Origin of the sequence: Streptomyces sp. NPDC059788, assembly GCF_042732265.1 — a bacterium.
In the GTDB taxonomy this organism is placed as follows: Bacteria; Actinomycetota; Actinomycetes; order Streptomycetales; family Streptomycetaceae; genus Streptomyces.
In genome coordinates, this window is the sequence record NZ_JBHWHY010000010.1 from 79,346 (window position 1) to 102,928 (window position 23,583).

Annotated in this window: 24 protein-coding genes; 14 read left to right on the forward strand and 10 right to left on the reverse strand. The window is 72.6% G+C overall.

Annotation, left to right across the window (positions count from 1 at the left end; all coding sequences use genetic code 11):
* Positions 1–9 precede the first annotated feature (9 nt).
* From ACFV57_RS11335 to ACFV57_RS11350, 4 genes are all read right to left on the reverse strand, one after another.
* Positions 10–927, reverse strand: coding sequence for a cupin domain-containing protein (locus tag ACFV57_RS11335; RefSeq protein WP_385228766.1), 918 nt, complete (start codon positions 925–927; stop codon positions 10–12).
* Between the two features lie 40 nt (positions 928–967).
* The gene (locus ACFV57_RS11340) at positions 968–1,876 is read right to left on the reverse strand and encodes a zinc-binding dehydrogenase (RefSeq protein WP_385228769.1); all 909 of its coding nucleotides are present in this window, start codon (positions 1,874–1,876) and stop codon (positions 968–970) included.
* A gap of 232 nt (positions 1,877–2,108) precedes the next feature.
* Positions 2,109–2,534, reverse strand: a complete 426-nt coding sequence (locus tag ACFV57_RS11345) for a hypothetical protein (protein WP_385228771.1) — start codon at positions 2,532–2,534, stop codon at positions 2,109–2,111.
* Positions 2,535–2,641: 107 nt separating this feature from the next.
* Positions 2,642–3,394, reverse strand: coding sequence for a DUF4232 domain-containing protein (locus tag ACFV57_RS11350; RefSeq protein WP_385228774.1), 753 nt, complete (start codon positions 3,392–3,394; stop codon positions 2,642–2,644).
* Between the two features lie 843 nt (positions 3,395–4,237).
* Here ACFV57_RS11350 and ACFV57_RS11355 point away from each other — a divergent pair.
* The gene (locus tag ACFV57_RS11355) at positions 4,238–5,776 is read left to right on the forward strand and encodes an FG-GAP-like repeat-containing protein (RefSeq protein WP_385228777.1); all 1,539 of its coding nucleotides are present in this window, start codon (positions 4,238–4,240) and stop codon (positions 5,774–5,776) included.
* A 211-nt stretch (positions 5,777–5,987) separates the two neighbouring features.
* Entirely contained in the window at positions 5,988–6,986 is a 999-nt protein-coding gene (locus tag ACFV57_RS11360; RefSeq protein ID WP_385228780.1) for a pirin family protein, read from the forward strand.
* 49 nt (positions 6,987–7,035) lie between these two features.
* On the opposite strand, the gene ACFV57_RS11365 is transcribed toward ACFV57_RS11360, so the two are convergent.
* Complete coding sequence (locus tag ACFV57_RS11365; RefSeq protein ID WP_385228783.1) at positions 7,036–7,482, reverse strand: hypothetical protein; 447 nt, start codon at positions 7,480–7,482, stop codon at positions 7,036–7,038.
* A 193-nt stretch (positions 7,483–7,675) separates the two neighbouring features.
* Positions 7,676–7,912 carry a Sec-independent protein translocase subunit TatA gene (gene tatA / locus ACFV57_RS11370; protein WP_385228785.1) on the reverse strand — a complete coding sequence of 79 codons (237 nt, stop codon included), beginning with the start codon at positions 7,910–7,912 and terminating at the stop codon, positions 7,676–7,678.
* Between the two features lie 188 nt (positions 7,913–8,100).
* Here tatA and ACFV57_RS11375 point away from each other — a divergent pair, with 188 nt between their 5' ends.
* Entirely contained in the window at positions 8,101–9,666 is a 1,566-nt protein-coding gene (locus ACFV57_RS11375) for an LCP family protein (RefSeq protein WP_385228788.1), read from the forward strand.
* Here the strand turns inward: ACFV57_RS11375 and mgtA are convergent.
* Together mgtA and ACFV57_RS11385 are read right to left on the reverse strand one after the other, a co-directional pair.
* Positions 9,657–12,689: a magnesium-translocating P-type ATPase gene (mgtA, locus tag ACFV57_RS11380; protein WP_385228791.1), complete on the reverse strand. Its 3,033-nt coding sequence runs from the start codon at positions 12,687–12,689 to the stop codon at positions 9,657–9,659. The genes ACFV57_RS11375 and mgtA overlap by 10 nt on opposite strands.
* Positions 12,673–13,041 carry an ArsR/SmtB family transcription factor gene (locus ACFV57_RS11385; RefSeq protein WP_385228794.1) on the reverse strand — a complete coding sequence of 123 codons (369 nt, stop codon included), beginning with the start codon at positions 13,039–13,041 and terminating at the stop codon, positions 12,673–12,675. Before ACFV57_RS11385 ends, mgtA begins: the two co-directional genes overlap by 17 nt.
* A gap of 590 nt (positions 13,042–13,631) precedes the next feature.
* Between ACFV57_RS11385 and ACFV57_RS11390 the strand changes: the two genes are divergently transcribed.
* From ACFV57_RS11390 to ACFV57_RS11425, 8 genes are all read left to right on the forward strand, one after another.
* Complete coding sequence (locus ACFV57_RS11390) at positions 13,632–13,796, forward strand: hypothetical protein (protein ID WP_385228797.1); 165 nt, start codon at positions 13,632–13,634, stop codon at positions 13,794–13,796.
* Positions 13,797–14,028: 232 nt separating this feature from the next.
* A complete protein-coding gene (locus ACFV57_RS11395) occupies positions 14,029–14,322 on the forward strand; it encodes a Dabb family protein (RefSeq protein ID WP_385228800.1) in 294 nt (97 codons plus the stop codon).
* Between the two features lie 297 nt (positions 14,323–14,619).
* A complete protein-coding gene (locus ACFV57_RS11400) occupies positions 14,620–15,429 on the forward strand; it encodes an RNA polymerase sigma factor SigF (RefSeq protein WP_073765078.1) in 810 nt (269 codons plus the stop codon).
* A 190-nt stretch (positions 15,430–15,619) separates the two neighbouring features.
* The gene (locus ACFV57_RS11405; RefSeq protein WP_385228803.1) at positions 15,620–16,453 is read left to right on the forward strand and encodes an RNA polymerase sigma factor SigF; all 834 of its coding nucleotides are present in this window, start codon (positions 15,620–15,622) and stop codon (positions 16,451–16,453) included.
* A gap of 151 nt (positions 16,454–16,604) precedes the next feature.
* Positions 16,605–17,441 (forward strand): hypothetical protein, encoded by an 837-nt coding sequence (locus ACFV57_RS11410; RefSeq protein ID WP_385228806.1) that lies wholly within the window; start codon positions 16,605–16,607, stop codon positions 17,439–17,441.
* Positions 17,442–17,591: 150 nt separating this feature from the next.
* Positions 17,592–18,746 (forward strand): methyltransferase domain-containing protein, encoded by a 1,155-nt coding sequence (locus ACFV57_RS11415; protein ID WP_385228809.1) that lies wholly within the window; start codon positions 17,592–17,594, stop codon positions 18,744–18,746.
* A 323-nt stretch (positions 18,747–19,069) separates the two neighbouring features.
* Complete coding sequence (locus ACFV57_RS11420) at positions 19,070–19,975, forward strand: S1 family peptidase (RefSeq protein WP_385228812.1); 906 nt, start codon at positions 19,070–19,072, stop codon at positions 19,973–19,975.
* Positions 19,972–20,403, forward strand: coding sequence for an ankyrin repeat domain-containing protein (locus ACFV57_RS11425; RefSeq protein WP_385228815.1), 432 nt, complete (start codon positions 19,972–19,974; stop codon positions 20,401–20,403). The genes ACFV57_RS11420 and ACFV57_RS11425 overlap by 4 nt, the downstream gene beginning before the upstream one ends.
* Positions 20,404–20,408: 5 nt before the next feature.
* Here the strand turns inward: ACFV57_RS11425 and ACFV57_RS11430 are convergent, their stop codons facing one another.
* The gene (locus ACFV57_RS11430; RefSeq protein ID WP_385228818.1) at positions 20,409–21,059 is read right to left on the reverse strand and encodes a CatB-related O-acetyltransferase; all 651 of its coding nucleotides are present in this window, start codon (positions 21,057–21,059) and stop codon (positions 20,409–20,411) included.
* Positions 21,060–21,199: 140 nt separating this feature from the next.
* Here ACFV57_RS11430 and ACFV57_RS11435 point away from each other — a divergent pair, with 140 nt between their 5' ends.
* The gene (locus ACFV57_RS11435) at positions 21,200–21,346 is read left to right on the forward strand and encodes a hypothetical protein (protein WP_385228821.1); all 147 of its coding nucleotides are present in this window, start codon (positions 21,200–21,202) and stop codon (positions 21,344–21,346) included.
* Positions 21,347–21,506: 160 nt separating this feature from the next.
* Here ACFV57_RS11435 and ACFV57_RS11440 read toward each other — a convergent pair whose 3' ends face one another.
* Entirely contained in the window at positions 21,507–21,878 is a 372-nt protein-coding gene (locus ACFV57_RS11440; RefSeq protein WP_385228824.1) for a winged helix-turn-helix transcriptional regulator, read from the reverse strand.
* A 91-nt stretch (positions 21,879–21,969) separates the two neighbouring features.
* On the opposite strand from ACFV57_RS11440, the gene ACFV57_RS11445 reads away from it, so the two are divergent.
* Both ACFV57_RS11445 and ACFV57_RS11450 read left to right on the forward strand, forming a co-directional pair.
* Entirely contained in the window at positions 21,970–22,809 is an 840-nt protein-coding gene (locus ACFV57_RS11445) for an SDR family oxidoreductase (RefSeq protein WP_385228827.1), read from the forward strand.
* A gap of 212 nt (positions 22,810–23,021) precedes the next feature.
* Positions 23,022–23,579: a Uma2 family endonuclease gene (locus tag ACFV57_RS11450; protein WP_385228830.1), complete on the forward strand. Its 558-nt coding sequence runs from the start codon at positions 23,022–23,024 to the stop codon at positions 23,577–23,579.
* The last annotated feature ends 4 nt before the right edge of the window (positions 23,580–23,583 follow it).

A 23,583-nucleotide genomic window follows, 5' to 3' on the forward strand; every position in this document is an offset into this window, starting at 1 on the left:
GACCCGCGATCACTTGCGAAGCCGAGAGCGGTACTCGCCCGGGGGCATGCCCCGGGCACGTCGGAAGGCACGGCTGAACGCGTGCGGCGAGGCGTAGCCGACCGCGCCGGAGATCGACTCGACCGGCTCGTCGGTGTCGCGGAGCCGGACGGACGCCAGGTCCATGCGCCACTGCGTCACGTACGCGCCCGGCGTCTGTCCGAGCGCGGACCGGAAGTGCCTGGACAGCGTCGCCCGGGAGACCGCCGTCGCGGCCGCCAGGGACTCGGTGGTCCAGGGGTGTTCCGGCCGGGCGTGGACACATGCCAGGGCGTCGCGCACGACCGGATCACGCATCGCGCCCAGCCATGAGCCGGACCGCTCCTCGGGGTGGCGGGCCAGCCAGACGCGTACGAACTGGATGAGCAGAAGGTCGACGATGCTGTTGACGGCGGCGGTGGTGCCGATCTGCGGCTGTGCGAGCTCCGCCGTGAGAAGCTCGACGGTCTTTGTGAGCTGGGCGTTCTCCCGGCTCGTGACGTGCATCGGCCGGACGAGGGAGGTGAGCACCGGCGTGCTCACCTCCGGGTCCTGCTCATAGCGCAGGACGAGCACTTCCGTCTGCGCCGGCGTCGAGCCCAGGTGCAGGGCGCTGCCGTCGGTGAGGGCCTGGTCCGTCGCCTTCCGGTCACAGGGACCCATCGCCGTACGGGACCCGTCGGCTATCCCGTGTGCGGTGCCCGGCGGCAGCAGGACGGCGTCTCCCGCCCGCACCTCCAGGGGTTTCCGGCCCGGGACGTGGAGCCACATCGCGCCGCGGGACACCACGTGCAGTGCCGCCGCCGGATAGGAGTCCAGCCACAGGCCCCAGGCACCTCCGGCCTTCAGTACGACCCCGAGCGCCCCTCGCGCACCCGATACGCGCAAGGCCTCCGCGAATACGTCCATCGTTCCATCCTCGTCGACGGGCGGCAGACGACGACGGGCGTCAGACCACGTCAAGGACGATCTTTCCGTGCACCTTCCGCTCGAACAGTGCCCGGACGGCGTCGTGCACGTCCTGCCAGTTGCCTCGCAGTCCGACCGGTGCCGAGAGCCTCCCGGCGGCCATGAGGCCCATCAGGTCCGTCAGCTCCCCGCTGGTCGGCGTCATGTCGCCGTAGGTGGCGATGGTGCGAGGTTCGCCGAAGCCGAACAAGACCCCTGACGGGAACGTGGTGTCCTGCCCCGAGGAGTAACCGACCACGTGGATGGTGCCGCCCTCGGCGAGGAAACTCCACGCCTGGGCCACCAGCGGCCCGCCGACCGTGTCCAGGACGAGGTCGAACCGGCACTCGGCCCCGGCCAGGTCGGTCAGGACCGTGTCGGCCCCGAGTTCGCGGAGCCCGGCGGCCCGGTCCGGCGAGCCCACGAGCGCCGTCACCCGGGCGCCCGCCAGCGCCGCCAACTGGACGGCGAAGTGCCCCACGCCCCCGCTGGCGCCGGTGACCAGCACGTCGCGCGCCAGCAGGGAACGCTTGCGCAGCACCCGCAGCGCGGTGACTCCCGCGATCCCCAGCGCGGCGGCGTCGGCCAGGTCCACGCCCTCGGGGACGGTGCCGAGCGAGGCGGTGCTGACGGCCACCCGCTCCGCCCACGCGTGGGCGGACATCCCCAGCGCGACGCGCGTACCTTCGGGCGGCCCCGAGCCGTCGGACGCGGCGCGCACCACGACACCGGCCGCGTCGTGACCGTGCACAGCGCCGGCCGGCCACTGGTGTACGTAATTCAGCTCGCCGAAGTTGAGGCCTATGTGCCGTATCTCGACCAATGCCTCGTCGCCGGACGGCACGGGCTCATCGACATCGGCGAAGCGGACGGGTCCGGCCTCGCCGTGATCGACCACAAGGGCGCGCATGGGTGGGTTTCCTTCTCTCGTGGATGCGCCTGAACACGCGGCGCGGCAGGGGGCGGAGTGCGCGGATGCCGCACTGCCGCCTCCTGGAAAACCCTACGCACGGCCCGCACAGCCACCAGTCCCGTGAGAGTCGATCAGTTGACGATCTGTGTCAGTGCGGCTCGCGCGCGGCGTCGAACCCTGCGCGCGTCCGGTGGCTGACGCCCCCGACATGAGAGAGGGCTCCCCCCGCTCAGCGGACGTTCACCGTCACCGGGGCAGTGGTCCGCTGGCGTACGGGGTGGCGGTCGCCGGGGCTGAGCAGGCCGTAGACCACGGCGCGGTACTGCTGGGTGCCGCGGTGTGCGGCCTTGACGCGGGCGGCGGCCTTGGCCTCGGTGCCCCGTTCGGCCACGGCGCCGCAGGTCACCTGGTGCCACGCCTTACCGCCGCTCCGGTTCTCCAGGCATATCCGCAGGTAGCTGGAGGCGTCGTCGTCCCCGTGCGCCGAGACCGTGAAGGTCTTGCCGGCCTGCGCCGAGTGCGGCGCCGTGATCTTTGCGCCGCCCTTGGCGAACGCCGGGGCGGCGGCCAGCGCCACCGAGGCCAGCCCCAGCGCGCCGATCACGGCCACCCGGCCGCCCCGCGCCCGCACCCCGGTCTTCTTCGTCCTGGTCATGGACTTCCCTCACTTCTGTGTCCGTCTTGCGTGGTCTTCAGGTGAGCCGGTACCGCTTCGCACCCGGTACCGGCTCGGGGATGCTCTCGGCCGGCCGATCGGCTTCGTCAGCCGATGGGGTTGACGAAGGTGGCGGGGTGGGTGGCGCCGTCCTGGTGGACGAGGGGGCCCCAGGGCCACTTCAGGGTCAGCGAGGTCGTCTCGTTGGGCGGGGTGACGACCGCGTGGGCGGGCTGGTAGGAGCCCTCGTCGTCCTTGGCCATGCCGAGGTTGACCGTGAAGTCGGTGCTGTCCCCGGGGCCCAGGGTGATCGAGCCGTGCTTGGCCGAGGAGCGGGTCAGCGACCAGCGCTGACCGCCGTTCTCGGAGGTCAGGTCCACACCGGCGAAACCGCCGATCTTGCAGGTACGGCTGCTCTTGTTGGTCAGCACGATGCTGGTGGTCGTGGAACCGCCCGCGTCGGGGTCCGGAGTGGCGTCCTCACCCGTCGCGAAGGCCGCCGTCAGGTTGGAGGTGTGGCAGCGCTCGACACCCGAACCCGCCTTGCCGCCCCGGCCGCCGCTGGAACTGCCGGACTGCTTGCCCGGGGCCCCCGCCTTGGCCTCGGCCTTCGCACCGGAGCCAGTCCGGGCCTCGGAGCCCGCCTCGGGCTCGGAGCCCTGCGCCGCGGCGGAGGAGCCCGCGCCCTCGGAGCCCGCGGCGGCCGACCCCGCGTCCATGTGGGCCGCGGCCTTCGTGCCGGAGGCGCCGTCCGAGCCGGAGCAGGCCGTCAGGGTCAGACCGGCGACCGCGGTCAGGGCCGCGGCGGCGACGCGCAGGGTACGGCGGCGGACGGTGCGGGTGGTGGCGCTGGAGCTCATTTCGGGTTCCCCCCGGGGCAGTTGGTGACGTTGTCTCCTCGGTACGACACCGATCCTGTCCGGCTCCCTTAGCGAGAAGCTGCCACTCCGCTAACACCCGGCTAACGCCCCCAACAGCAGTCCGGCGCAGGCGCCGTGAGGGCTTTTGCCGCCCGCCTTTCCCGTTCTGCGTGGGGCGGGCGAGGCCTGCGTGCGCGGCCGGCGCGGCACGGCCGGCGCGGCACGGCCGGCGCGGCACGGCCGGCGCGGCACGGCCGGCGCGGCACGGCCCTTGGGAAGAGCACGGTTGCCATCAGCGAGAAGGCCGTAAAGAGATGAGATAAAGCACAAAGTCCCTTTGTGGCGCTCTGTCACCAGATGCCAGGTCAATTACCTGGCGTCGGATGCGTACCCATGTTTGAATGCGGCGTCTCCGCGGCCGATCAGCCCCTTGCGCCCCAGCACCTCGCCCCGGGCAGGGAGCCGTGCGGCCCGCTTCCACCTGCCTTTTTGCGAGGGTCTTCACATGCGCGGAAGAACAACAACAAGATTCGCTTCCGCGTCAGCGGCACCTCCGGCCACCTCTCCCTGGAGCTCCCGGCCGTGTTCGCGGTCGCGGGCTCGGCGGACCGGCCCGCAGGAGCGCGAATTCGACCTCGTCGAGATCCGTACGGGCACGTAAGCAGGGCCGCGGACCCCCGGCAGTCGCGCATCTGCCGACCTGCCCAAGTTGTCGCGCATCTGCGGCCGGCATCACCGCGGAGCGTCACAACCGTCCCGGCCCTCCCCCAGGGCCGGCCGGCGCGCACCGGCCCCACGGGGCCCGGCGACACCCCCTCCACCTCGAAACCATGAAGGATCGTCATGTCCAGTAAGCGTTCACGTGCCGCATGGGCCGCGGGCCTCCTCGCGGCCACCACGGCCGCGACCGGTCTGGTCGCCGCGTCGCCGGCCACCGCCCTTGAGGGAACCGACGTCAAGGACCCCGCGTACGCGTTCACCGCGAAGATCAACATCGCGGACCACCAGGCGTGCTCCGGCGTGCTGGTGGACCCGCAGTGGGTGCTCGGCGCGGCCGACTGCTTCGCGGACGCCGGAAAGCCCGCCCAGGCCGGCAAGCCCGCACGCAAGACCACCGTCACGGTGGGCCGTACGGATCTCACGCAGTCCGGCGGGAAGGTGCTGGACGCGGTCGAGCTCGTCCCGCACGCCGACCGCGGCGTGGTGCTGGTCAAGCTCGCCCGCCGGGCCCTCGGCGTCACTCCGGTCAAGCTCGCCACCCGCGGACCGGCCGCGGGCGAGCAGCTGACGGTGGCGGGCTTCGGCCGCACCCGGACCGAATGGGTGCCCGACAGGCTGCACTCCGGCACCTTCACCGTCGCCTCCGTGAACGGCGGCGACGTCGGCCTCGACAGCACCGGCCGGTCGGTGGTCTGCCAGGGCGACGCCGGCGGCCCCGCCCTGCGCGTCGACAACGGCGTGCCGGAGCTCGTGGCCGTCAACAACCGCTCGTGGCAGGGCGGCTGCCTGGGCGCGGACCCGAACGAGACCCGTACGGGCGCTGTCGACAAGCGCGTCGACGACCTCGCGGACTGGATACGCAAGACCACCTTCCGGGCCCAGGACGACCTCACCGCGGACGGCATCGCCGACCTCGCCGCCATCTGGGACGACGGTTCCCTGCACGTCTACCCGGGCGACGCGGCCAAGGGGCTGAGCGGCCGGACCATCGACCAGGCCGGCGGCACCACCTGGAAGACCGTGCGGCAGGCCGCCAAGGGCGACTTCACCAACGACGGCGTCGCCGACCTGATGGTGATCGACACCTACGGCAGCATGCGTCTCTACAAGGGCGACGGCAAGGGCAAGTTCGGCGGCCCGGTCCCGGTCACCGAGGGCGGCGAGACCTGGCGCACGGTCAAGCAGCTGACCGCGGGCGACTTCGACGGCGACGGGGTGTCCGACGTGATGGCGGTCGACACCTACGGCTACCTGCACCTGTACAAGGGCAAGGGCGACGGGCAGATCGAGCCGAAGGTCGACGTCAAGACGGGCGGCGACACCTGGGGCACGGTGAAGCTGCTGGCCGGCGGCGACTTCAACGGTGACGGCATCGCCGACCTGATGGCGGTGTGGAGCGACGGCACCCTGCACTTCTACCCCGGTGACGGCACCGGTCAGCTCGGCAGCCAGGTCCCGGTGGCGTTCGGCGGCAACACCTGGGCCACGGTCCGCCAGCTGACCGCCGGCGACTACACCGGGGACGGCATCGCCGACCTGATGGCGGTCGACACCGACGGCAATCTGCGCTTCTACAAGGGCGACGGCAAGGGCGGGGTCAACCCCGGCACGACCGTTCCCTTCGGTGGGACCACCTGGAAGACCATGCGGCAGTTCGCCTGATCCACCCCGCCGGGGCGCTTTTGCCCCGGCCTCCGGGCCCGGCAGTACGCACGTGCCGGGCCCGGTACGGGCACCTGCGCCCAGGCGCCCGGGTTCGCCTGGGCACCCGGGCGCTTTTTCGGTCGTGCGGCCGCGCCGGTCCGGGGCCGTACGCCCCGCCACGATGTATGTTGAATACGCAACCACTCGTCACGAGAAGGCGACGCCGCACGTGAGCAACGTCGAACCGAACCCCACCGACTCGCGCCACACATCGGGAGACGGCAGCCGGGTGCCGGAGGTCGAGGTGCACTCCCCGCGCGATGTGCCCCTGGGCGGGCCGCGGGCCATGACCGTACGCCGTACGCTGCCGCAGCGCTCCCGGTCGCTGATCGGCGCCTGGTGCTTCGCCGATCACTACGGGCCCGACGATGTCGCCCGGACCGGCGGCATGGACGTCGCGCCGCATCCGCACACCGGCCTCCAGACGGTGAGCTGGCTGTTCAGCGGGGAGATCGAGCACCGCGACAGCCTGGGGACGCACGCGTACGTGCGGCCGGGCGAGCTGAATCTGATGACGAGCGGGTACGGGATCAGCCACTCGGAGGTCTCGACCGCGCGGACCACCGTCCTGCACGGCGTACAGCTGTGGGTGGCGCTCCCCGAGGAGCACCGGCACACGGCGCCGGACTTCCGGCATCACGTGCCCGGCACCGTACGGGTCGGCGGGGCCGGGGTCAGCGTCTTCCTGGGCACGCTCGCCGGGGTCACCTCCCCGGTGCCCACGTTCAGCCCGCTGCTCGGCGCCGAGATCGTCCTCGAACCGGGGGCGACGGCCGTCCTCGCCGTGGACCCCGCCTTCGAACACGGCCTGCTCGTCGACCACGGGAGCGTCCGGATGGCGGGCACGCCGCTGCGTCCCGCCGAACTGGGCTACCTCGCCCCCGGGAGCGACCGCCTGACGCTGACGAACGAGTCCGGCGACACCGCGCGGACGGTCCTGCTCGGCGGCACTCCGTTCGAGGAGGAGATCGTCATGTGGTGGAACTTCGTGGGCCGTTCGCAGCAGGACATCGAGGAGGCCCGCGCGGACTGGACGGCGGGCTCGCGGTTCGGCGAGGTGCGCGGCTACGACGGCGACCGGCTGCCCGCACCCGGCCTTCCGACCGTGGGGCTCAGGCCGCGCGGACGGGTACGCCGGGCCGGGGAAGGCGACAGCCCCCGCCGCTGAGCTGCTGCTCGCGGCGGGGGCTGGGCGGCCGAGGGGCGCTCGTGGTGCCTCAGCTGTTGCGGCGGCGGAACGCCTTGCGTACGAAGTGCACGATCAGCCAGATCACCGCGATGATGACGACGAGGAAGATGACCAGAAGCACGATGAGGAAGATACCGAGCTTCTTGAAGAAGCCCTTCTTCTTCTTTTCCTTCTTCTCCGACTTGTCCTTGGAGGCGAAGGCGGCCTTCGCGTGGTGGTGGAAGGAGGCCGGAGCGGCCTCGGCCGGTGCGGCAGGCGCGCCGGCGGTCTGCTGCTGAACGCTGTGGGCGACCGCCGGGGCCGCGGGTGCCGCGGCCGCCGCCGAGCCCGCGGCTCCCATCAGGCCGAGCAGCAGGGCCACGACAACTGCGGTGATCTGCCCGCCCCTTGCCCGTACGGCACGTCCGGTACGCCCGGCGTATCCGGTGCCCCCGGCGCGTACGGCATGTTCGGAAGGCTTGCGCTCGGTGCTCATCCGGTCCCGTTTCCCCTCGTGGTTGGTACTGGACGCGCCACGCTGATCGCGGCGCGCGTCAACCATTATGAGCGGCGGCCACCCCCGCGCCGGGGCGCGCCGGACAGCGCCGACGCGCTACAGGGCCGCGTCGGCACGCCAAGGGGCCGCGTCGGTGCGCTACAGGGCCGCGTCGGCGCGCGCCCCGACCACGTCAGCGCGCGCCCGGACCGCGGTCGGCCGCCGGTTCCCCGGGCCGTACGACGTCGCCGGACGCCGGGGCCTTCTCGTCTCCGGCCTCGTCCTTCATCGCCTTGGTCTCGCTCTTGAGAATCCGCAGCGACTTGCCCAGGGCCCGCGCCGTGTCCGGCAGCTTCTTCGAGCCGAACAGCAGGATCACCACGAGCGCCACGATCAGCAGGTGCCAGGGCTCCAGTCCGTTCCGCAGCATCGCCGTCCCGCCTTCCTCCACCGTGCCACCGCGCCCCGCCGGGCCCCGCGGAGCCCCGTCAGGGGCCGCCGGCCCGTACCGGCTCAGCAGCTTGTCCGCTTTATAACTTGCTACATTGCGCAACTGTACAACCAACGGGCCGGATCTTCCGTCTTCTTCGGCACAAGCCACGCGGGTGAGGTGCGCACATGACAGCAAGCAGCCACAAGGCGGTGGCCGACAGCGCCGGACGGAGCAGGAGGAGGGGCCGCAGCGGTACGGGCGGCCGGGACGGCCGCGGGCGGCGCCGCCCGCTGCGCACGGCCGGGATCGTCGCCGTCTCGCTGCTCGTACTGATCACCGCGGGCGCGGGCTGGTTCTACTTCAAGCTCAACGGCAACATCACCACCTTCGGCGCGGACGGCGTCAGCCCGCAGCGTCCCGCGGAGGGTGCCGGCGGTCAGAACGTCCTGGTCATCGGCTCCGACTCGCGGTCCGGCGACAACAGCTCGCTGGGCGGCGGCGAGGGCGACGTGGGCCGCTCGGACACCGCCTTCCTGCTGCACATATACGGCGACAGCAAGCACGCGGTCGCGGTCTCCATCCCCCGGGACACCCTGGTGGAGATACCCCCGTGCCGGCTGCCGAGCGGCAAGTGGACCGCGCCGCAGCACAACGCCATGTTCAACGCGGCGTTCTCGGTCGGCGAGAGCCCCCAGGGCAACCCCGCCTGCACCCAGAACACGGTGGAGAAACTGGCCGGCGTACGCGTCGACCACACCGTCGTCGTCGACTTCGCGGGCTTCTCGGCGATGACCTCGGCGGTCGGCGGCGTACCGGTCTGCCTGCCCAAGAACATCTACGAGGGCGACCTGAACCCGAACCGCCACTCGCGTGGCAAGCAGATCTTCGCCAAGGGCAAGCAGACCGTGTCGGGACAGCAGGCGCTCGACTACGTACGCATCCGGCACGGCATCGGCGACAACTCCGACATCGGCCGCATCCAGCGCCAGCAGGCGTTCGTCGGCTCGCTCATCAAGAAGATCAAGGACCAGGGCTTCAATCCGGGCACCCTGCTGCCGCTCGCCAACGCCGCCACCAAGTCCATGACCGTCGACCCGGGCCTGGACTCGGCCGACAAGCTGCTCTCCTTCGCGATGTCCCTGCGCGACATCGACCTGCACAACACCAAGTTCGTCACCGTGCCCTGGCGCTACCAGGGCGAGCGGGTCGCGATCGTGCACCCGGCGGCGGACACGCTGTGGGCGGACATCAAGGCGGACCGCACCCTGGACGGCAAGGACGCCGGCGGCCCCGGCTCGTCCGACAAGGCCGCGTCCCCGACACCGGACGCCTCCGCCTCCGCCGGGACCGCCACGGGTGCGGGCATCAGCGTCACCGTCTACAACGGCACCACCTCCGCCGGCCTCGCCGCCCGCGCCGCCGACCAGCTGAAGTCCGCGGGTTTCACCGTCACCGGCACCGCGACCGCGCGGACCCAGGACCACACGACCACCGACGTCGAGTACGGCGCGGGCAAGGAGGCCGAGGCCAGGACCGTCGCCGCCCGCTTCGGCGGCGCCCGGCTGGTGCCGACGGCCACCTCGGGCGTCAACGTCGTCCTGGGCTCCGCCTACGCGGCCGACCCGACCGTGCAGGCCTCCGGGGACACCCCCGGGCCGGGTCCGTCCGCCCCCTCGGACACGTCGTCGGCCATCGCCGACAAGGCACGCTCCGCCGACGACAGCATCTGCTCGGACCTGTCCTACGGCTGAGACACCGGGCCGGGGGCCGGGTCAGGGCCCGGATCAGGGGCGGTCCCGCCCGCCTTCCGGTCGTACCGCTCCTTGGCCCACGCCAGCCCGGCCCCGTACAGCACCAGCACCGCCGCGAGCAGCCCGTAGTAGAGGGGAGGCAGCGCCGCCATCCCCAGCAGCGGGCCCAGCGGGGACGGCGGCAGCAGCAGCCCGATCACGGCCAGCGCGCACACCGCGACCCGGATCGGGCCCGGGGCCCGTCCTTCCGCGGAGCGGCGCCCGGTGCGCAGCAGGTACATCACCAGCGCCTGCGTCAGCAGGTTCTCCGTGAACCACCCGGCGTGGAACGCGTCCTGGCCGCCGGGGAGGCCGGAGCCGTGCACCGCGAGCACCAGCACGCCGAACGTCGCCAGGTCGGCGGCCGCGTTGAGCAGGCCGAAGCCGGTGATGTAGCGGAGCAGGTCGGCGGGGCGCAGCACCGCGGGCCGGCGCAGCGCGGCGGGGCCCGGCCGGTCGAAGGCGAAGGCGAGCTGGACCGCGTCGAAGCACAGGTTCTGCACCAGGACCTGCGCCGGAAGCATCGGCAGGAAGGGCAGCAGCAGCCCGGCGCCGAGCATCGCGATGACGTTGCCGAGGTTGGAGGACAGGGTGATGCGCAGATACGTGGCGATGTTGGCGGTGCTGCGGCGGCCCGCGACGATCGCGCCGTCGATGGCGCTCAGGTCCTTCGAGGCGAGGACCACGTCGGCCGCCTCGCGCGTCACGTCGACGGCGTCGCGCGGGGCGATGCCCACGTCGCAGGCGTGCAGCGCGGGGAGGTCGTTGACGCCGTCGCCGAGGAAGCCGACGGTGCGGGGGGCGGCGGCCGGTCCGCCGTCCGTACGTCCCGCCCACTTCGTACGACCCGTACGCCCCGAATCGTCCCCCTTCCGCAGCGCCTCCACGATCCGCGCCTTGTGCTCCGGGGTGCAGCGCGCGAACGCCGTCGTACGGGCGGCGAGCCGGGCGAGTTCCGGGCCCGTGAGGCCGTCGATCCGGTCGGCGGTGATCACCGTGCCGGGGCCGGTGTCGAGCCCGAGTTCGCGGCAGACGTGGGTGACGGTGCCCGGGTGGTCGCCGGTGAGGACCTTGACGGCGACGCCGCGCCGCGCGAGGCCCGCGCAGGCCTCGGCTGCGGTCGGGGCGAGCGCGTCGCGCAGGCCGACGAAGCCGACGAGGGTCAGGCCGCGCTCGTCCGCCGGCGTGTACCGGCGGCCGGGCCTGGCGGGCCGCTCGGCGACCGCGACGGCCAGCAGCCGCAGCCCGTCCGCCGTACGGTCCGCGGTGAGCCGGGCCAGGCGCGCGCGGGCCGCGTCGTCCAGGCCGGTGTCCTCTCCCCCCGTACGGACGCGGGCACAGCGCTCCAGTACGGCTTCGGGCGCGCCCTTGACGACGAGCGTGTGCGCGCCGAGCCGGGGGCCGGCCGCCGCGGCAGCATCCGTACGGACCACCGCGCACGACATCCGGCGCACCGGGTCGAACGGCAGCGCCTCGATGCCCTCGTACGCGAGCAGTTCGTCGAAGTCGTCCTCTGCGGCCTCCAGGACCGCTTCGTCGAGGGCGTCGGGCGTGGGCAGCTCGGCGAGCTGGAGTGTCCACAGGCTGTTGACGGCGGCCCAGTGCAGCGGCTCGGGCGCGGGCCGCCCGTCGGGGTCGAGGGAGCAGTCCAGGACCGGCCGGTCCTGGGTGAGGGTGCCGGTCTTGTCCGTGCACAGCACGTCGATGGCGCCGAGGTCGTGCAGCGCGGGCAGCCGCTTGACGATCACCTCGCCGCCGCGGGCGAGCAGCGCCGCGCCCCGGGCGAGCGCGGTGGTGACGATGACCGGCAGCATCTCGGGCGTCAGCCCGACCGCCACCGCGACGGCGAACGGCAGCGTCTCCAGGCCGCGGCCGCGCAGCGCGGCGTTGGCCATCAGGACCAGCGGCGGGGTGAGCAGCATGAAGCGGATGAGCGTCCAGGAAATGCCGTTCACCGAGCGGTCGAAGGCGCTCGTACGGCGCGTACCGCGGGTGCCGCGCGCGGCGGCGCCGGTGCCCGTCCCCGCCGTACCGGACGACCGCCGATACGTTCCTGCGAACAGGGTGTCCTCGCCGGTCGCCAGCACCACCGCGGTCGCACTGCCGGACGCGACGCTGCTGCCCTGGAGGCACAGCTCAGGCCGTTCGAAGAGGCCCGCGCCGGGGAAAGCCGTGCCGGGCGCGGCCGCGCCGGGGGAAGCCACGCCGGGCGCCGTGGCCTCACCGGGCGCCGCGGCCCCCTCCGGCGCCTCCACCGGATACTTCGCCACCGGCGCCGACTCCCCCGTCAGCGCGGCCTGGCGCACCGTCAGCCCGCTCGCGCGCAGCAGCCGCAGGTCCGCGGGCACCAGGTCCCCGGGGCCGAGGCGGATCACATCGCCCGGCACCAGCTGGTCGACCGGGATCTCCCGGGCGGCTGCCTCCCTGGAAGCCCCCGGGAGCCTCGCCGGGGCCCTCCCCTGGGCTTTCCCCGCACGGACGGCACGGCCGACGGCGCCCGCCGCCGTTCTGCGGTGCACCGTCGCCGTGGTGGCGATCAGCTCGCGCAGTGCCGCCGTGGACCGCTCGGCCCGGTACTCGCCGCTGGACCGCAGCACCGCGCTGACCACCACCAGGACCGCGATCACACACGCCGTCCCCCAGGAGGCGACGGCGGCCGAGACCAGCGCCAGACACAGCAGGACGGTCGTGAAGGGGTCGCGCAGGCTGCGCACGAAACGCCAGGGCCGGCCTGCCGGACGCCGCTCGGGCACCGCGTTGTCGCCGTACCGCAGCAGCCGCTCCTCGGCCTGCGCCTCGGTCAGGCCGCGCGGCCCGCTCTCCAGGAGCCGCAGCGTTTCGAGCGCCGTCAGCCCGGGGGCGTCCCGCAGCCCGGCGCCGCCGTCCGCGCGTACGCCCGGTGGTTCGAGGTGTGTGCCCGGCTCCGCCTCCCCTTCCGTACGAGCTGCCGCGGAGCCGACGACCCGCTCAGGCGCCCAGGCCACGGACGCGTCCCGGAACCGCCGGGCCGTCGGCGCGGCCCGCCCGGTCGGTCAGCTGCCCCACCAGCCACCGCACCATCGACACCACGTCGGGGTCGTCCACCAGATACACCACGCGGCGCCCCTCGCGCCGCGAGCGCACCAGCCCCGCCAGCTTCAGCTTCGCCAGGTGCTGGCTCACCGCGGGCAGCGCTCCGCCCACCCGCTCCGCCAGCCCGCTGACGTCGCACTCGCCGCCCGCCAGCACCCAGACGATGTGCAGACGCGCGGGCGACGCCAGCAGCCCGAACGTCGCCGCGGCCTCCGTCAGCACCTCGGCCGACGGATCCGCCACGTCCTCGACGCCACTCGTCACAGCCGCTCTCCATCCGCCCAGGGCCGCCCCGGGACGGGCCCGTGCCCCCGAAAGGTCCCAGTCTAGGCGCCGGGCACCGGGCACTCCCGTAGGAAAGCGGCCGGTCCCCGCGCCATTACGGCGAAAGCCCCGGCTCCTGGCCCGGGGCCAGGAGCCGGGGCTCCGTGGTGCGGTCGGGGGAAACGGCATCGGGGGGACCGCCGCTTCCCCCGATGGTGGGCCGGGCCTCAAAGTCCGCGCCGCCGTCAGGGGGGAAGTCGGCCGCGTGGACCCCGCAGTGAGGCTCGGGTCCCGTGCCCGGCCGAATTCCTGCCAGATTCGCCGGGCACATCACCATCCTGCTGTGCGCGCCCGGCGCGGGACGCAGGCAAAGGGCCTGCCCTCAGGGGCCTTTGGTCCTTAAAGTCCCGGTGAGTGTTTACCGGGGCCCGATGGGCACCGGCGCCCCCGGCGTCTCGCCGCCCCTGGTCACCGGCTCGTCACCGGCCCGGCTTCCGGCTCCACCCCTGATGCGGAAGTGGTTAAACTCAGCCCGGTCTGCACGGGGAAGGGCGGGCGGGAGCCGCCGAAGGGGAGACGGGGACAGTCGGATGGCGCAAGCGAAGAAGATCGCGTTGTACGTGGTCGCCGTCTTCGTCCTGTACACGATCATCACGTCCCCGGCACGCGCCGCCGATCTCGTGCAGATAGGGTTCGAGGGCATCTCGTCGGCCGCCCACGGCGTCGGCGAGTTCATGACCCAGCTGATCACGTAGCACGTAGGATGCCCCGGCCGGACCGGGACATTCCGGAGCGGAACGGACCGGACGGCACACCGGCCGGCCGTACGGAGCGGACCGGCGCCCTGCCGCCGGGCATCCGGCCGACGGGCCTCCCGCCCCTCCGGCGGCCCCCGGGTCCACACCTGCCACTCCGACGGCCGCCCGGCCCACGGAACGCCGGCGCCCGCCCGGCCACGCGCACGACGAACGCACGGAGGACCGCCCAGTGATACGCCACCTGGTTCTTTTCAAGCTCAACGACGGCGTCGAGCGCGACGAGCCGCGGGTCGTGGCCGGCGCCAAGGCGTTCCGGGAGCTGGCCGACCAGATCCCCGAGCTGGAGTTCTGGGAGTGCGCCTGGAACATCACGGACCGCCCGATCGCGTACGACTTCGCCGTCAACTCGGCCGTGGCCGACGCCGACGCCCTCAAGCGCTATATCGAACACCCGGCCCATCAGGCCGCCGCCGGGCAGTGGCGCGAGTTCGCCACCTGGGTGATCGCCGACTACGAGTTCTGAGCGGCGGCCCCGGCCGCGCGCACGCCCCTCGTCCCGCCTGGCGGGCGAGGGGCTTTTTCGTACCGGTTCGGGCCGGGCCGCCACCACCGGACCGGGCCCGCCCGGTCGGCCCCACCACGGGCCGTCCGGCGCGTCCGTCCGTCGGCCGTCCGCGCGATCGGCTCGCCGGCCGGCCCGGCGGCCGGCCAGGTGATCAACTCTGCGATCAACACGGCGTTATGCGGTGCTTGCACACAGTGCACATGTCTTGTGATGCTATGACCGCTTTTGCCGGATGAATGCACTGAGAAGGGTGGCGTGCCCGTGACGGCCCGAACTGCGCCCAAGGCGCCATCCCGCGAGAGCAGGAGCGCGGACACGCGGGCACTCACGCAGGTGCTGTTCGCCGAGCTGACGAGCCTGGAGCCGGGCACGCCCGAGCACACCCGGGTGCGCGCCGCACTGATCGAGGCCAACCTGCCGCTGGTGCGCTACGCGGCGGCACGTTTCCGCAGCCGCAACGAGCCGATGGAGGACGTCGTCCAGGTCGGCACGATCGGCCTGATCAACGCCATCGACCGCTTCGACCCCGGCCGCGGCGTCCAGTTCCCCACCTTCGCGATGCCGACCGTGGTCGGCGAGATCAAGCGCTACTTCCGGGACAACGTGCGCACCGTCCACGTACCGCGCCGCCTCCACGAGCTGTGGGTGCAGGTCAACGGCGCCACGGAGGACCTGACCGTGCTGCACGGCCGCTCGCCGACGACCGCGGAGATCGCCGAACGGCTCAAGATCGGCGAGGACGAGGTGCTGGCCTGCCTGGAGGCGGGCCGCTCGTACCACGCGACCTCACTGGAGGCCGCGCAGGAGGGCGACGGCCTGCCGGGCCTCCTGGACCGCCTCGGCTACGAGGACCCGGAGCTGGCCGGGGTCGAGCACCGCGACCTCGTACGGCATCTGCTCGTCCAGCTCCCCGAGCGCGAGCAGCGCATCCTGCTCCTCCGTTACTACAGCAACTTGACGCAATCCCAGATCAGTGCCGAGCTGGGGGTGTCGCAGATGCACGTGTCGCGGCTACTGTCGCGGAGCTTCGCACGACTGCGGTCCGCAAACAGGATCGAAGCCTAACCGGGACGGGCGACCCGCTCCTGCACGGATATGTCGACTTGGCGCTACAGCGTGTTGCCGACATGTGACATTCTGCAGGAACCGCGTTTGCCGTGGCGTCGCCTCCGGTATTCAGGTGGAGGCATAAGTTCTCGGTTCACTGCGGGCCGAGGGCGCCGCAGCGACCCGACCGCGACCTCAAGGGGGTGGCATGTCCGTAGAACTGGGCAGCTCGAAGGTGCTTCCCGCGATTCCCGCGCCGGCACCACATGTGCACGACGACGCACTCAACACCCGTACGCTCTCCCGCTCCCTCTTCCTGCGGCTGGCCACGCTCGACAAGGACAGCGTGGAGCGGACGTACGTACGCGACACCCTCATCGAACTGAATCTCCCGCTCGTGCGCTACGCGGCGGCACGTTTCCGCAGTCGCAACGAGCCGATGGAGGACATCGTCCAGGTCGGCACGATCGGTCTGATCAAGGCCATCGACCGTTTCGATTGCGAACGCGGCGTGGAATTCCCCACGTTCGCGATGCCAACCGTCGTTGGCGAGATCAAGCGGTTCTTCCGCGACACGTCGTGGTCGGTGCGGGTCCCGCGCCGCCTCCAGGAACTGCGCCTGGCCCTCACCAAGGCCAGCGACGAACTGGCCCAGAAGCTCGACCGCTCCCCGACCGTCACCGAACTGGCCCAGTGCCTCGGCGTATCCGAGGAGGACGTCGTCGACGGCCTGGCGGTGGGCAACGCCTACACCGCCTCCTCCCTCGACTCCCCCTCCCCCGAGGACGACGGCGGCGAGGGCTCCCTCGCGGACCGCCTCGGCTACGAGGACAGCGCGCTGGAAGGCGTCGAGTACCGCGAGTCCCTCAAGCCGCTGCTGGCCAAACTCCCGCCCCGCGAGCGGCAGATCATCATGCTCCGCTTCTTCGCCAACATGACACAGTCCCAGATCGGCGAAGAGGTCGGCATCTCCCAGATGCACGTCTCGCGCCTGCTGACGCGCACCCTGGCGACGCTGCGCGAGGGCCTGATCTCGGACTGACCCGGACCGGCCGCGACTCCGCTCCGGCCCCCGGCCGACCGCCGTACCGGGCGGCCGATCGGCAACGGCCGGACGCCCACGTCCCCGTACGGGCCGACGACCTGCCGTACCGGGCCTATGCAACTGACGTGCCGTCAGTAACACTGGCCCGATGCGACGGACGACCCGCGCCCCACGTACCGCTCGTGCTCCCCGTACCCCACGCGCCCTCCTCCCCGCCACCGCCCTGTGTCTGGCCGCGCTGCTCTGCGCCTGCGGCGACGGCGGCGGCCGTGGTCACGCCGCGGTGGGCGCCGCCGGCCCGGCGGACGGCCGGACCCCGACGCGACCGGTACCGCCCCGGGACGGCATCACCCTCACACCCCTGGACGGCGACGGCTCCCCCGTGACGGACAACGGGCCGGGCCCGCACGCCTCCTCGTCGGCCGCCTCTCCGCCGACCGCCTCCCCGCCGACCGCCTCCCCGCCGACCGCCTCTCCGCCGTCGACGGGCCGCGACACGGCCAACTCGTCCGACTCCGGTGCCGATGGAGGTCACCGCGGTGGCCACGACACCACCGCCCCACCCGGCTCCCCCACCGGACGCCCCTCCGAAGGCGCCCCGCAACGGCCCCCCGAAACACCCCCAGACCGCGGGTCCGGCCCCGGCCCCACCCCGAAGCCCAGCCCCGAACCCAGCACCCCACCCCACCTCACCACCGGCCCCCTCAAACGCGCCGACACCGACGTCCGCTGGTGCGAAAACGTATCTCTCGCCCTGCGCAACACCGGCGACCGTCCGGTGACTTCGGGCACCGTCACCTTCGGTACGCACATCATCGGCGCCCTCGGCATCGACTGGGCCACCAGAACCTCCACCCATCCCCTCCCCACCCCCATCGCCGGCGGCGCCCGCCGCACGGCCACCTGGCGCGTCTGCGTGGCCGCCTGGCGCGTACCGCCGGGCATGCACATCGACACCGAGGACGTACGCCTCAACTGGCGCTGACCGGGCCGGGCCGAGCCCGGCCGGACCGCCCCGCACGCCCCGGGCTCCCCGCTGAATGCTCCCGTGCGCCCCACTCACCACCCCCCTCGGCGGGAATGATCAGCAGACGCCGCGAACGCACAGGAGCCGAAGCACTGGGGGACCGCACCCGTGACGACCGACCTGGAGCACCACCACGCCCGCTCCACCCGCCTGTTCGACGCCCAGGGCGCCTTCGAGCTCCCCTGGATGCGCGCGGCGTTCCTCGCGGTTCCCCGGCACGCCTTCGTACCCGGCACCGTCTGGGTGTGGCGGGCCCAGGACGACCGCTACCACCCGGTCGCCCGCGCCGACGACGAGCAGCGGTGGGCGGCGATGGTGCACCACCCCACCGAGCCCGTCGTCACCCAGGTGGACGGCGGGCGGCCGGTGCGCGCGGACGGCACGGGTGAGCTGCCCACCAGTTCGATCAGCGCCCCGGACGCCGTCCTGACCACCCTCGCCGCCACCGACCCGGACCCCGGCAGCCGGGTGCTGCACATCGGTACGGGTACGGGCTACGACGCGGCGCTGCTGTGCGAGCGGGTCGGCGAAGCCCGCCTCACCACCGTCGAAATCCAGCGGCCCCTGGCCGACGCCGCCCGCGAACGGCTGCACCGCCTCGGCCACCGCCCCCACGTGATCTGCGCGGACGGCGAGTTCGGCTGGCCGCGGCACGCACCGTACGACCGGGTGCTCTGTACGGCGTCACTGTCCCGCGTCCCGTTCGCCTGGATCGCCCAGTGCGCGCCCGGCGCCCGCATCGTCGCCCCGTGGAAGTCCACGCTCCAGCCCGCCGGCCTGGCCGTCCTGACCGTCGACGCCGACCGCAGCGGCGCCTGCGGCCGCTTCGGCGTCCCGCTGACCTTCATGGACCTGCGCGGACAGCGCCGCCCGGACAACCCGCTCCCGCGCGTCTACACGCCGCACCACTGGGAGGACAGCCGGTACGGCACCACCACCCTCCCCCCGGACTTCCTCGACGACTTCCACGCCCGCTTCGCCCTCGGCCTCCAGCTGCCCGGCGTCCACGCCGTCCGCACGCCGCCCACGGACGCCGTCCCCGCCTGGTGGCTGTCCACGGGCGCGGCCTGGGCCTACATCAGCGCCGGTGAGACGTACCAGTGGGGCGACCGCCAGCTGGCGGCGGAGGCCGAACAGGCCTACGACTGGTGGCTGGAGGCGGGCAAGCCGGAGGTCTTCGACTTCGGCATGACGGTGGACGGCGGCGGCCACCGGACGTGGTTCGGCAGTCCGGGCGGGCCGAGTTGGCCGGTGGCCCCGTAAGAGCGCCGACGTTCCTCACGGGTGCAGGGCGGTTTTCGCCTCGCCTGTCGTCGGTCATGAACGGGTCCCCGCCCCTCGACTGTCGGCATTACACACCACAACACACGGAACAAAACCCTCCATAACGCCCACCACGAGCACCCGAACGCCACCGCCTTCTTCATCCGAGCCGGAGGCGCGAGCCCCCGAGACCGCCTCAGGGTCGTCATCCCGCAGGCCGACCGCCGACGCGACCGAGGGCTGATTACTCCCGTCCGTCCACGCACTACCTTCAACTCCTGTCACAGCGAACGGCTATCGGGAACAAGGAACGGGAACGGGACGTGGCAGTGAGACAGCGGTGGGGTGCACGTGCGGGAGCGGTGCTCGGGTCGGTCGTCATGACCGCCGTGGGGACCATGGGCGCGACCTTGGGCATCGCCGGACCGGCGCAAGCCATGTCCGGGGGCACGGAGTCACCCCGGCCCGGCGCCGCGCCCTGGCTCGCCACGCTGGCGGTCAAGGGTGACGGCCCGCTGCTGAAGCGGGCGTCGTGCGGGGGCGTGCTCGTCGCACCCGACCGGGTGCTCACGGCGGCCCACTGCCTGGACGGCGTCGACGTGGCCCGCATCGAAGTGCACCTCGGTTCCTCGGTGCTCTCCGAGGACCCGGGCACGGTACGCAACGTACGCGGCGCGGCCCTGCACCCCCGCTACCGGCTCCTGCCGTCCCCCGCCGCCCCCGACCGGCCGGAACTGTCCTCCGCGGCCTACGACCTGGCGGAGATCCGGCTCAGCGACCCGGTACGCGGGGTCAAGCCGCTCCCCGTCGCGAAGCACCGGCCACGCCCCGGCACACCCGTATCGATCTTCAGCCACGGCACCACGGCCGCGCCGGACCCGTCCGAGCCCGGCAAGGACATACGCGGCGACGTACTGCGCCGCGGCGACCTCGCCGTACGGAGCCACGAGCAGTGCGCCGCCCAGACCCCGGCGGTGGTGGACCGGGCGTCGGTCTTCTGCGCCCGGTCTCCCCGCGCCGACCGCACCCCAACGACCATGTGCCCGGGAGACAGCGGGAGCCCGCTGCTGGCATGGGGCCGCGGCGGCCCCGAGCTGACCGGCGTCTTCAGCTTCGCCGGTGAGACGGCCGGTAAGGCCTGCGGCCGGCCGGCGGACGCGGCGTTCGCGGACGTGCCGGCGCTGCTGCCGGAGCTGCGCGCCGCCTCCGAGGGCGGGGTACGGGCATGAACCGGCGACGGCAGAAGAAGCTGGCGAAGCGGCTGGTGTCGGCGGCGATGTCCGCCGGGCCCGCCGAGGTGGCCGCGCTGCTGCGGGCCGGTGCGCAGCCGGACACCGCCGATGCGGACGGCACCACGCCGCTGTACGCCGCCTCCGTACACGGCGACGCGGCGAGCGCCCGCCTGCTCCTGGCCGCCGGCGCCGCGTCGGACAGGGAGAGCGGCCACGGCACGGAAGGCACGCCGCTGTGCGCGGCCGCCGCGTGGGGCCACCTCGACGTCGTACGCGAACTCCTCACCCACGGCGCCGATCCCAACGCCCGCGAGGACGGCGGCACCGGCCACTCCCCCCTCGACTGGGCCACCAAGGACTTCCAGCCGCATCCGGAGACGGCGGCACTGCTGCGGGCGGCGGGTGCGCGCCCCCGGGATTCCTGACCCTCCTACGGCTTCGCCTCCGGCGCCACCGCCGCCAGCTCCGCCACCGTGCCGGACATGATGGTCCGTACGTGCTCGGTGATGTGCTCGACCGGCCAGTCCCACCAGGCCAGTTCGAGCAGGCGCGCGGTGTCCGCCTCGTCGTAGCGGCGACGGATCAGCTTGGCCGGGTTGCCGCCGACGATGCCGTAATCGGGTACGTCGTCCACGACCACGGCCCCGGAGGCGATGACCGCGCCGTGCCCGATCCGCACCCCCGGCATGACCATCGACCCGTACCCGAACCACACGTCGTTTCCGACCACGGTGTCGCCCTTGCCCGGCAGCCCGCTGATCAGGTCGAAGTGGTCGGCCCAGGACCCGCCCATGATCGGGAACGGGAACGTCGAGGGCCCGTCCATCCGGTGGTTGGCACCGTTCATGATGAACCGCACCCCCTCGCCCAGCGCGCAGTACTTCCCGATGACGAGCTTCTCGGGCCCGTAGTGGTACAGCACGTTGCGCGTCTCGAACGCGGTCGGGTCATCCGGGTCGTCGTAGTACGAGAAGTCGCCGACCTCGATCAGCGGCGAGGTGACGAGGGGCTTCAGCAGCACCACCCGCGGCTGGCCGGGCATCGGGTGCAGGACGTTCGGGTCGGCGGGGACAAGTGGCATCGGGCATCGCCCTCTCGTAAGGGTGCGGGTGGGGTACGGGTGGGGCCGTACCGTGCTCCCGGCCCGCACGCCATGATCCCAACCACCACCACCGCGGACGACCGATTAACCGGTGACCGGCGGCCCGTGACCGGTGACCGGTGAACCCCGGGCTCCGCCCCTGCATCCTGTCCGAGCTGGACGAGGAGTTCCTGAAGGCCGCGGGGCAGGACCAGCAGGCGGCCCTGGACGCTGCCTGCGAGCGCGCGCTGTCCCAGGGCGGCCCGTTCCCCTTCCGGCCGGAGTAGCCCGAGCCCACGGCTCAGGCCTGCGCCGTACGAACACGGCCGGGTGACGGCGCTGAATGGGCGCGAGGCCGACCGTCGTTCCCCGTGAAGATGTGCGCACGAGCATCAAGTCGGCGTACTACGGCGACGAGGCCGCCCCGGCGCCCCGGCCGCTACCGCACTATCCCGGACCGAGCGGCGACAGCCGCTGTGTGATCCGGTCGAACAAGTCCGTCAGCGGCTCGCTGACGTCCTGGCCGAATTCGGACAGCCCGTAGGTGACCTGGGGCGGCGTCGTCGGCTCCACCTCCCGCCGGACCAGGCCGTCCTGGACCAGCGCACGCAGGGTCTGAGTGAGCATCTTCTCGCTGATGCCCTGGATGCTGTTGCGCAGCTCGAAGAACCGGAGGTCGTTGCTCCGCAAGGAGATCAGCACCCAGATGCCCCATCTGCTGGTCACGTGGTCGACCATGTCACGCGCGGGGCAGTCGGTGTGAAACACCTCATACTGCTTGCCCGCCTCGGCCTGCCTGAGCTGAGCGCCTTCCCTCATGACTGGAGCTTACCTTTAGGTACGTTCTTACGAAAAGTAAGCCGGTCTCCTAGCGTCGATCGCGTAGTGCACGACCGACCAGGAGCTGAACATGATTGTGGTGACCGGGGCTACCGGGAATGTGGGCCGACCTCTGACGCGAGCCTTGGCCGAGGCGGGCGAGCAGGTGACGGCGGTGTCGCGGCACGCGGTGGCGATGCCGGACGGAGTCCGGCACGTGGCGGCCGACCTGGCCGAGCCGACAAGCCTCACCCCCGCGTTGGACGGGGCGAAGGCGCTGTTCCTGCTGCTGTCCGGCGACCTGCACGCCCCCGACGCCAGGCCGGCCGACATCATCGCCCTGGCCGCGGCCAGTGGGGTCCGCCGAATCGTCCTGCTGTCCTCGCAGGGCGTGGCGACCAGGCCGCTCGGCCCGACGCGGGTCGCGATGCGCGCGCTGGAGGACGCCTTGCGGGAGTCCGGCCTGGCCTGGTCCGTCCTGCGACCGGGCGGCTTCGCCTCCAACGCCTTGTCCTGGGCGGAGTCCGTCCGCACGCAAGGGACGGTCGCCGCGCCCTTCGGCGACGTAGGGGTGCCGGTCATCGACCCGGCAGACATCGCCGAGGTCGCGGCGGCCTGCCTGCTGGACGACCGGCACACCGGCGGGGTGTACGAACTGAACGGCCCAGAGGCGATCACGCCGCGTCAGCAGACGGAGGCGATCGCCGCAGCACTCGGCTCGCCGGTACGGTTCCACGAACTCACCCGCGACGAGGCCAAGGCCATGATGACGCAGTCCGTGCCGGAGGAACTCGCCGACGACACCCTCGACATCATCTCCGCCCCGAACCCGGCCGAACTGCGGATCAGCCCGGACGTGGAACGGGTCCTCGGCCGCGCCCCGCACCCCTTCGGCGACTGGGTCGCCCGCCACATCGCCGCCTTCCGCTGAGGCACAACTCAACTGAGTAACACCTGCGGCCTCGTGCGGCTCCGGCCGCACGAGGCGCCCACCTCCGTAGACCGGCCTTGGCAGGAACATCGGTTCCGGCCGGTGCCGTACTTACACGGTCGGGTGACGGCACACCGTCCAGGTGCCGTGATGACGGGTAGTGGCATTGAACGGGCCCACGGCCACCCGTCGTTCTCCGGGAGGATGTGCACATGAGCATCGGGTCGGCCGACTACAGCGACGGCACCAACCCGGAGCACGCCCTGAAGTACGCGGTCCAGCGTGTTCGCGGCGGCCGGGCCCAACTCATCGAGGGTGTCATCGAGCCACTGTCCCTGTCCTGGGCCCACGAAACCGTCGCCGACAGCCTCCGCCATCAGCTCGGCACCCGCGCCTCCGACCTCCACTGCGTCATCGGCTCCGGCAACCTCGACCTGCCCGGCTCACCCAACTGGTACGTACCCGACCTCACCGTCGCCCCAGCCGCCGTAGCCAAGAATGCCGGTTCCCTCCGCCCCGACCAGACGCTGCTGGTCGTGGAGGTCACGTCGGAGTCCAACGCCGACACCGACCGCATCGTCAAACGCCGCCGCTACGCCGAGTACGGAGCGCCGCTGTACTTGCTCGTAGACCGGCAGCAGCGCGCACTCACCCTGTTCGCCGAGCCCGGCCGACTCGGCCACACCCGGATCACCGGCCCACTGCCGTACGGGACGCCGCTGCACCTACCGAGCCCGTTCGACCTGGACCTGGACACCAGCGGCTTGTGACCGG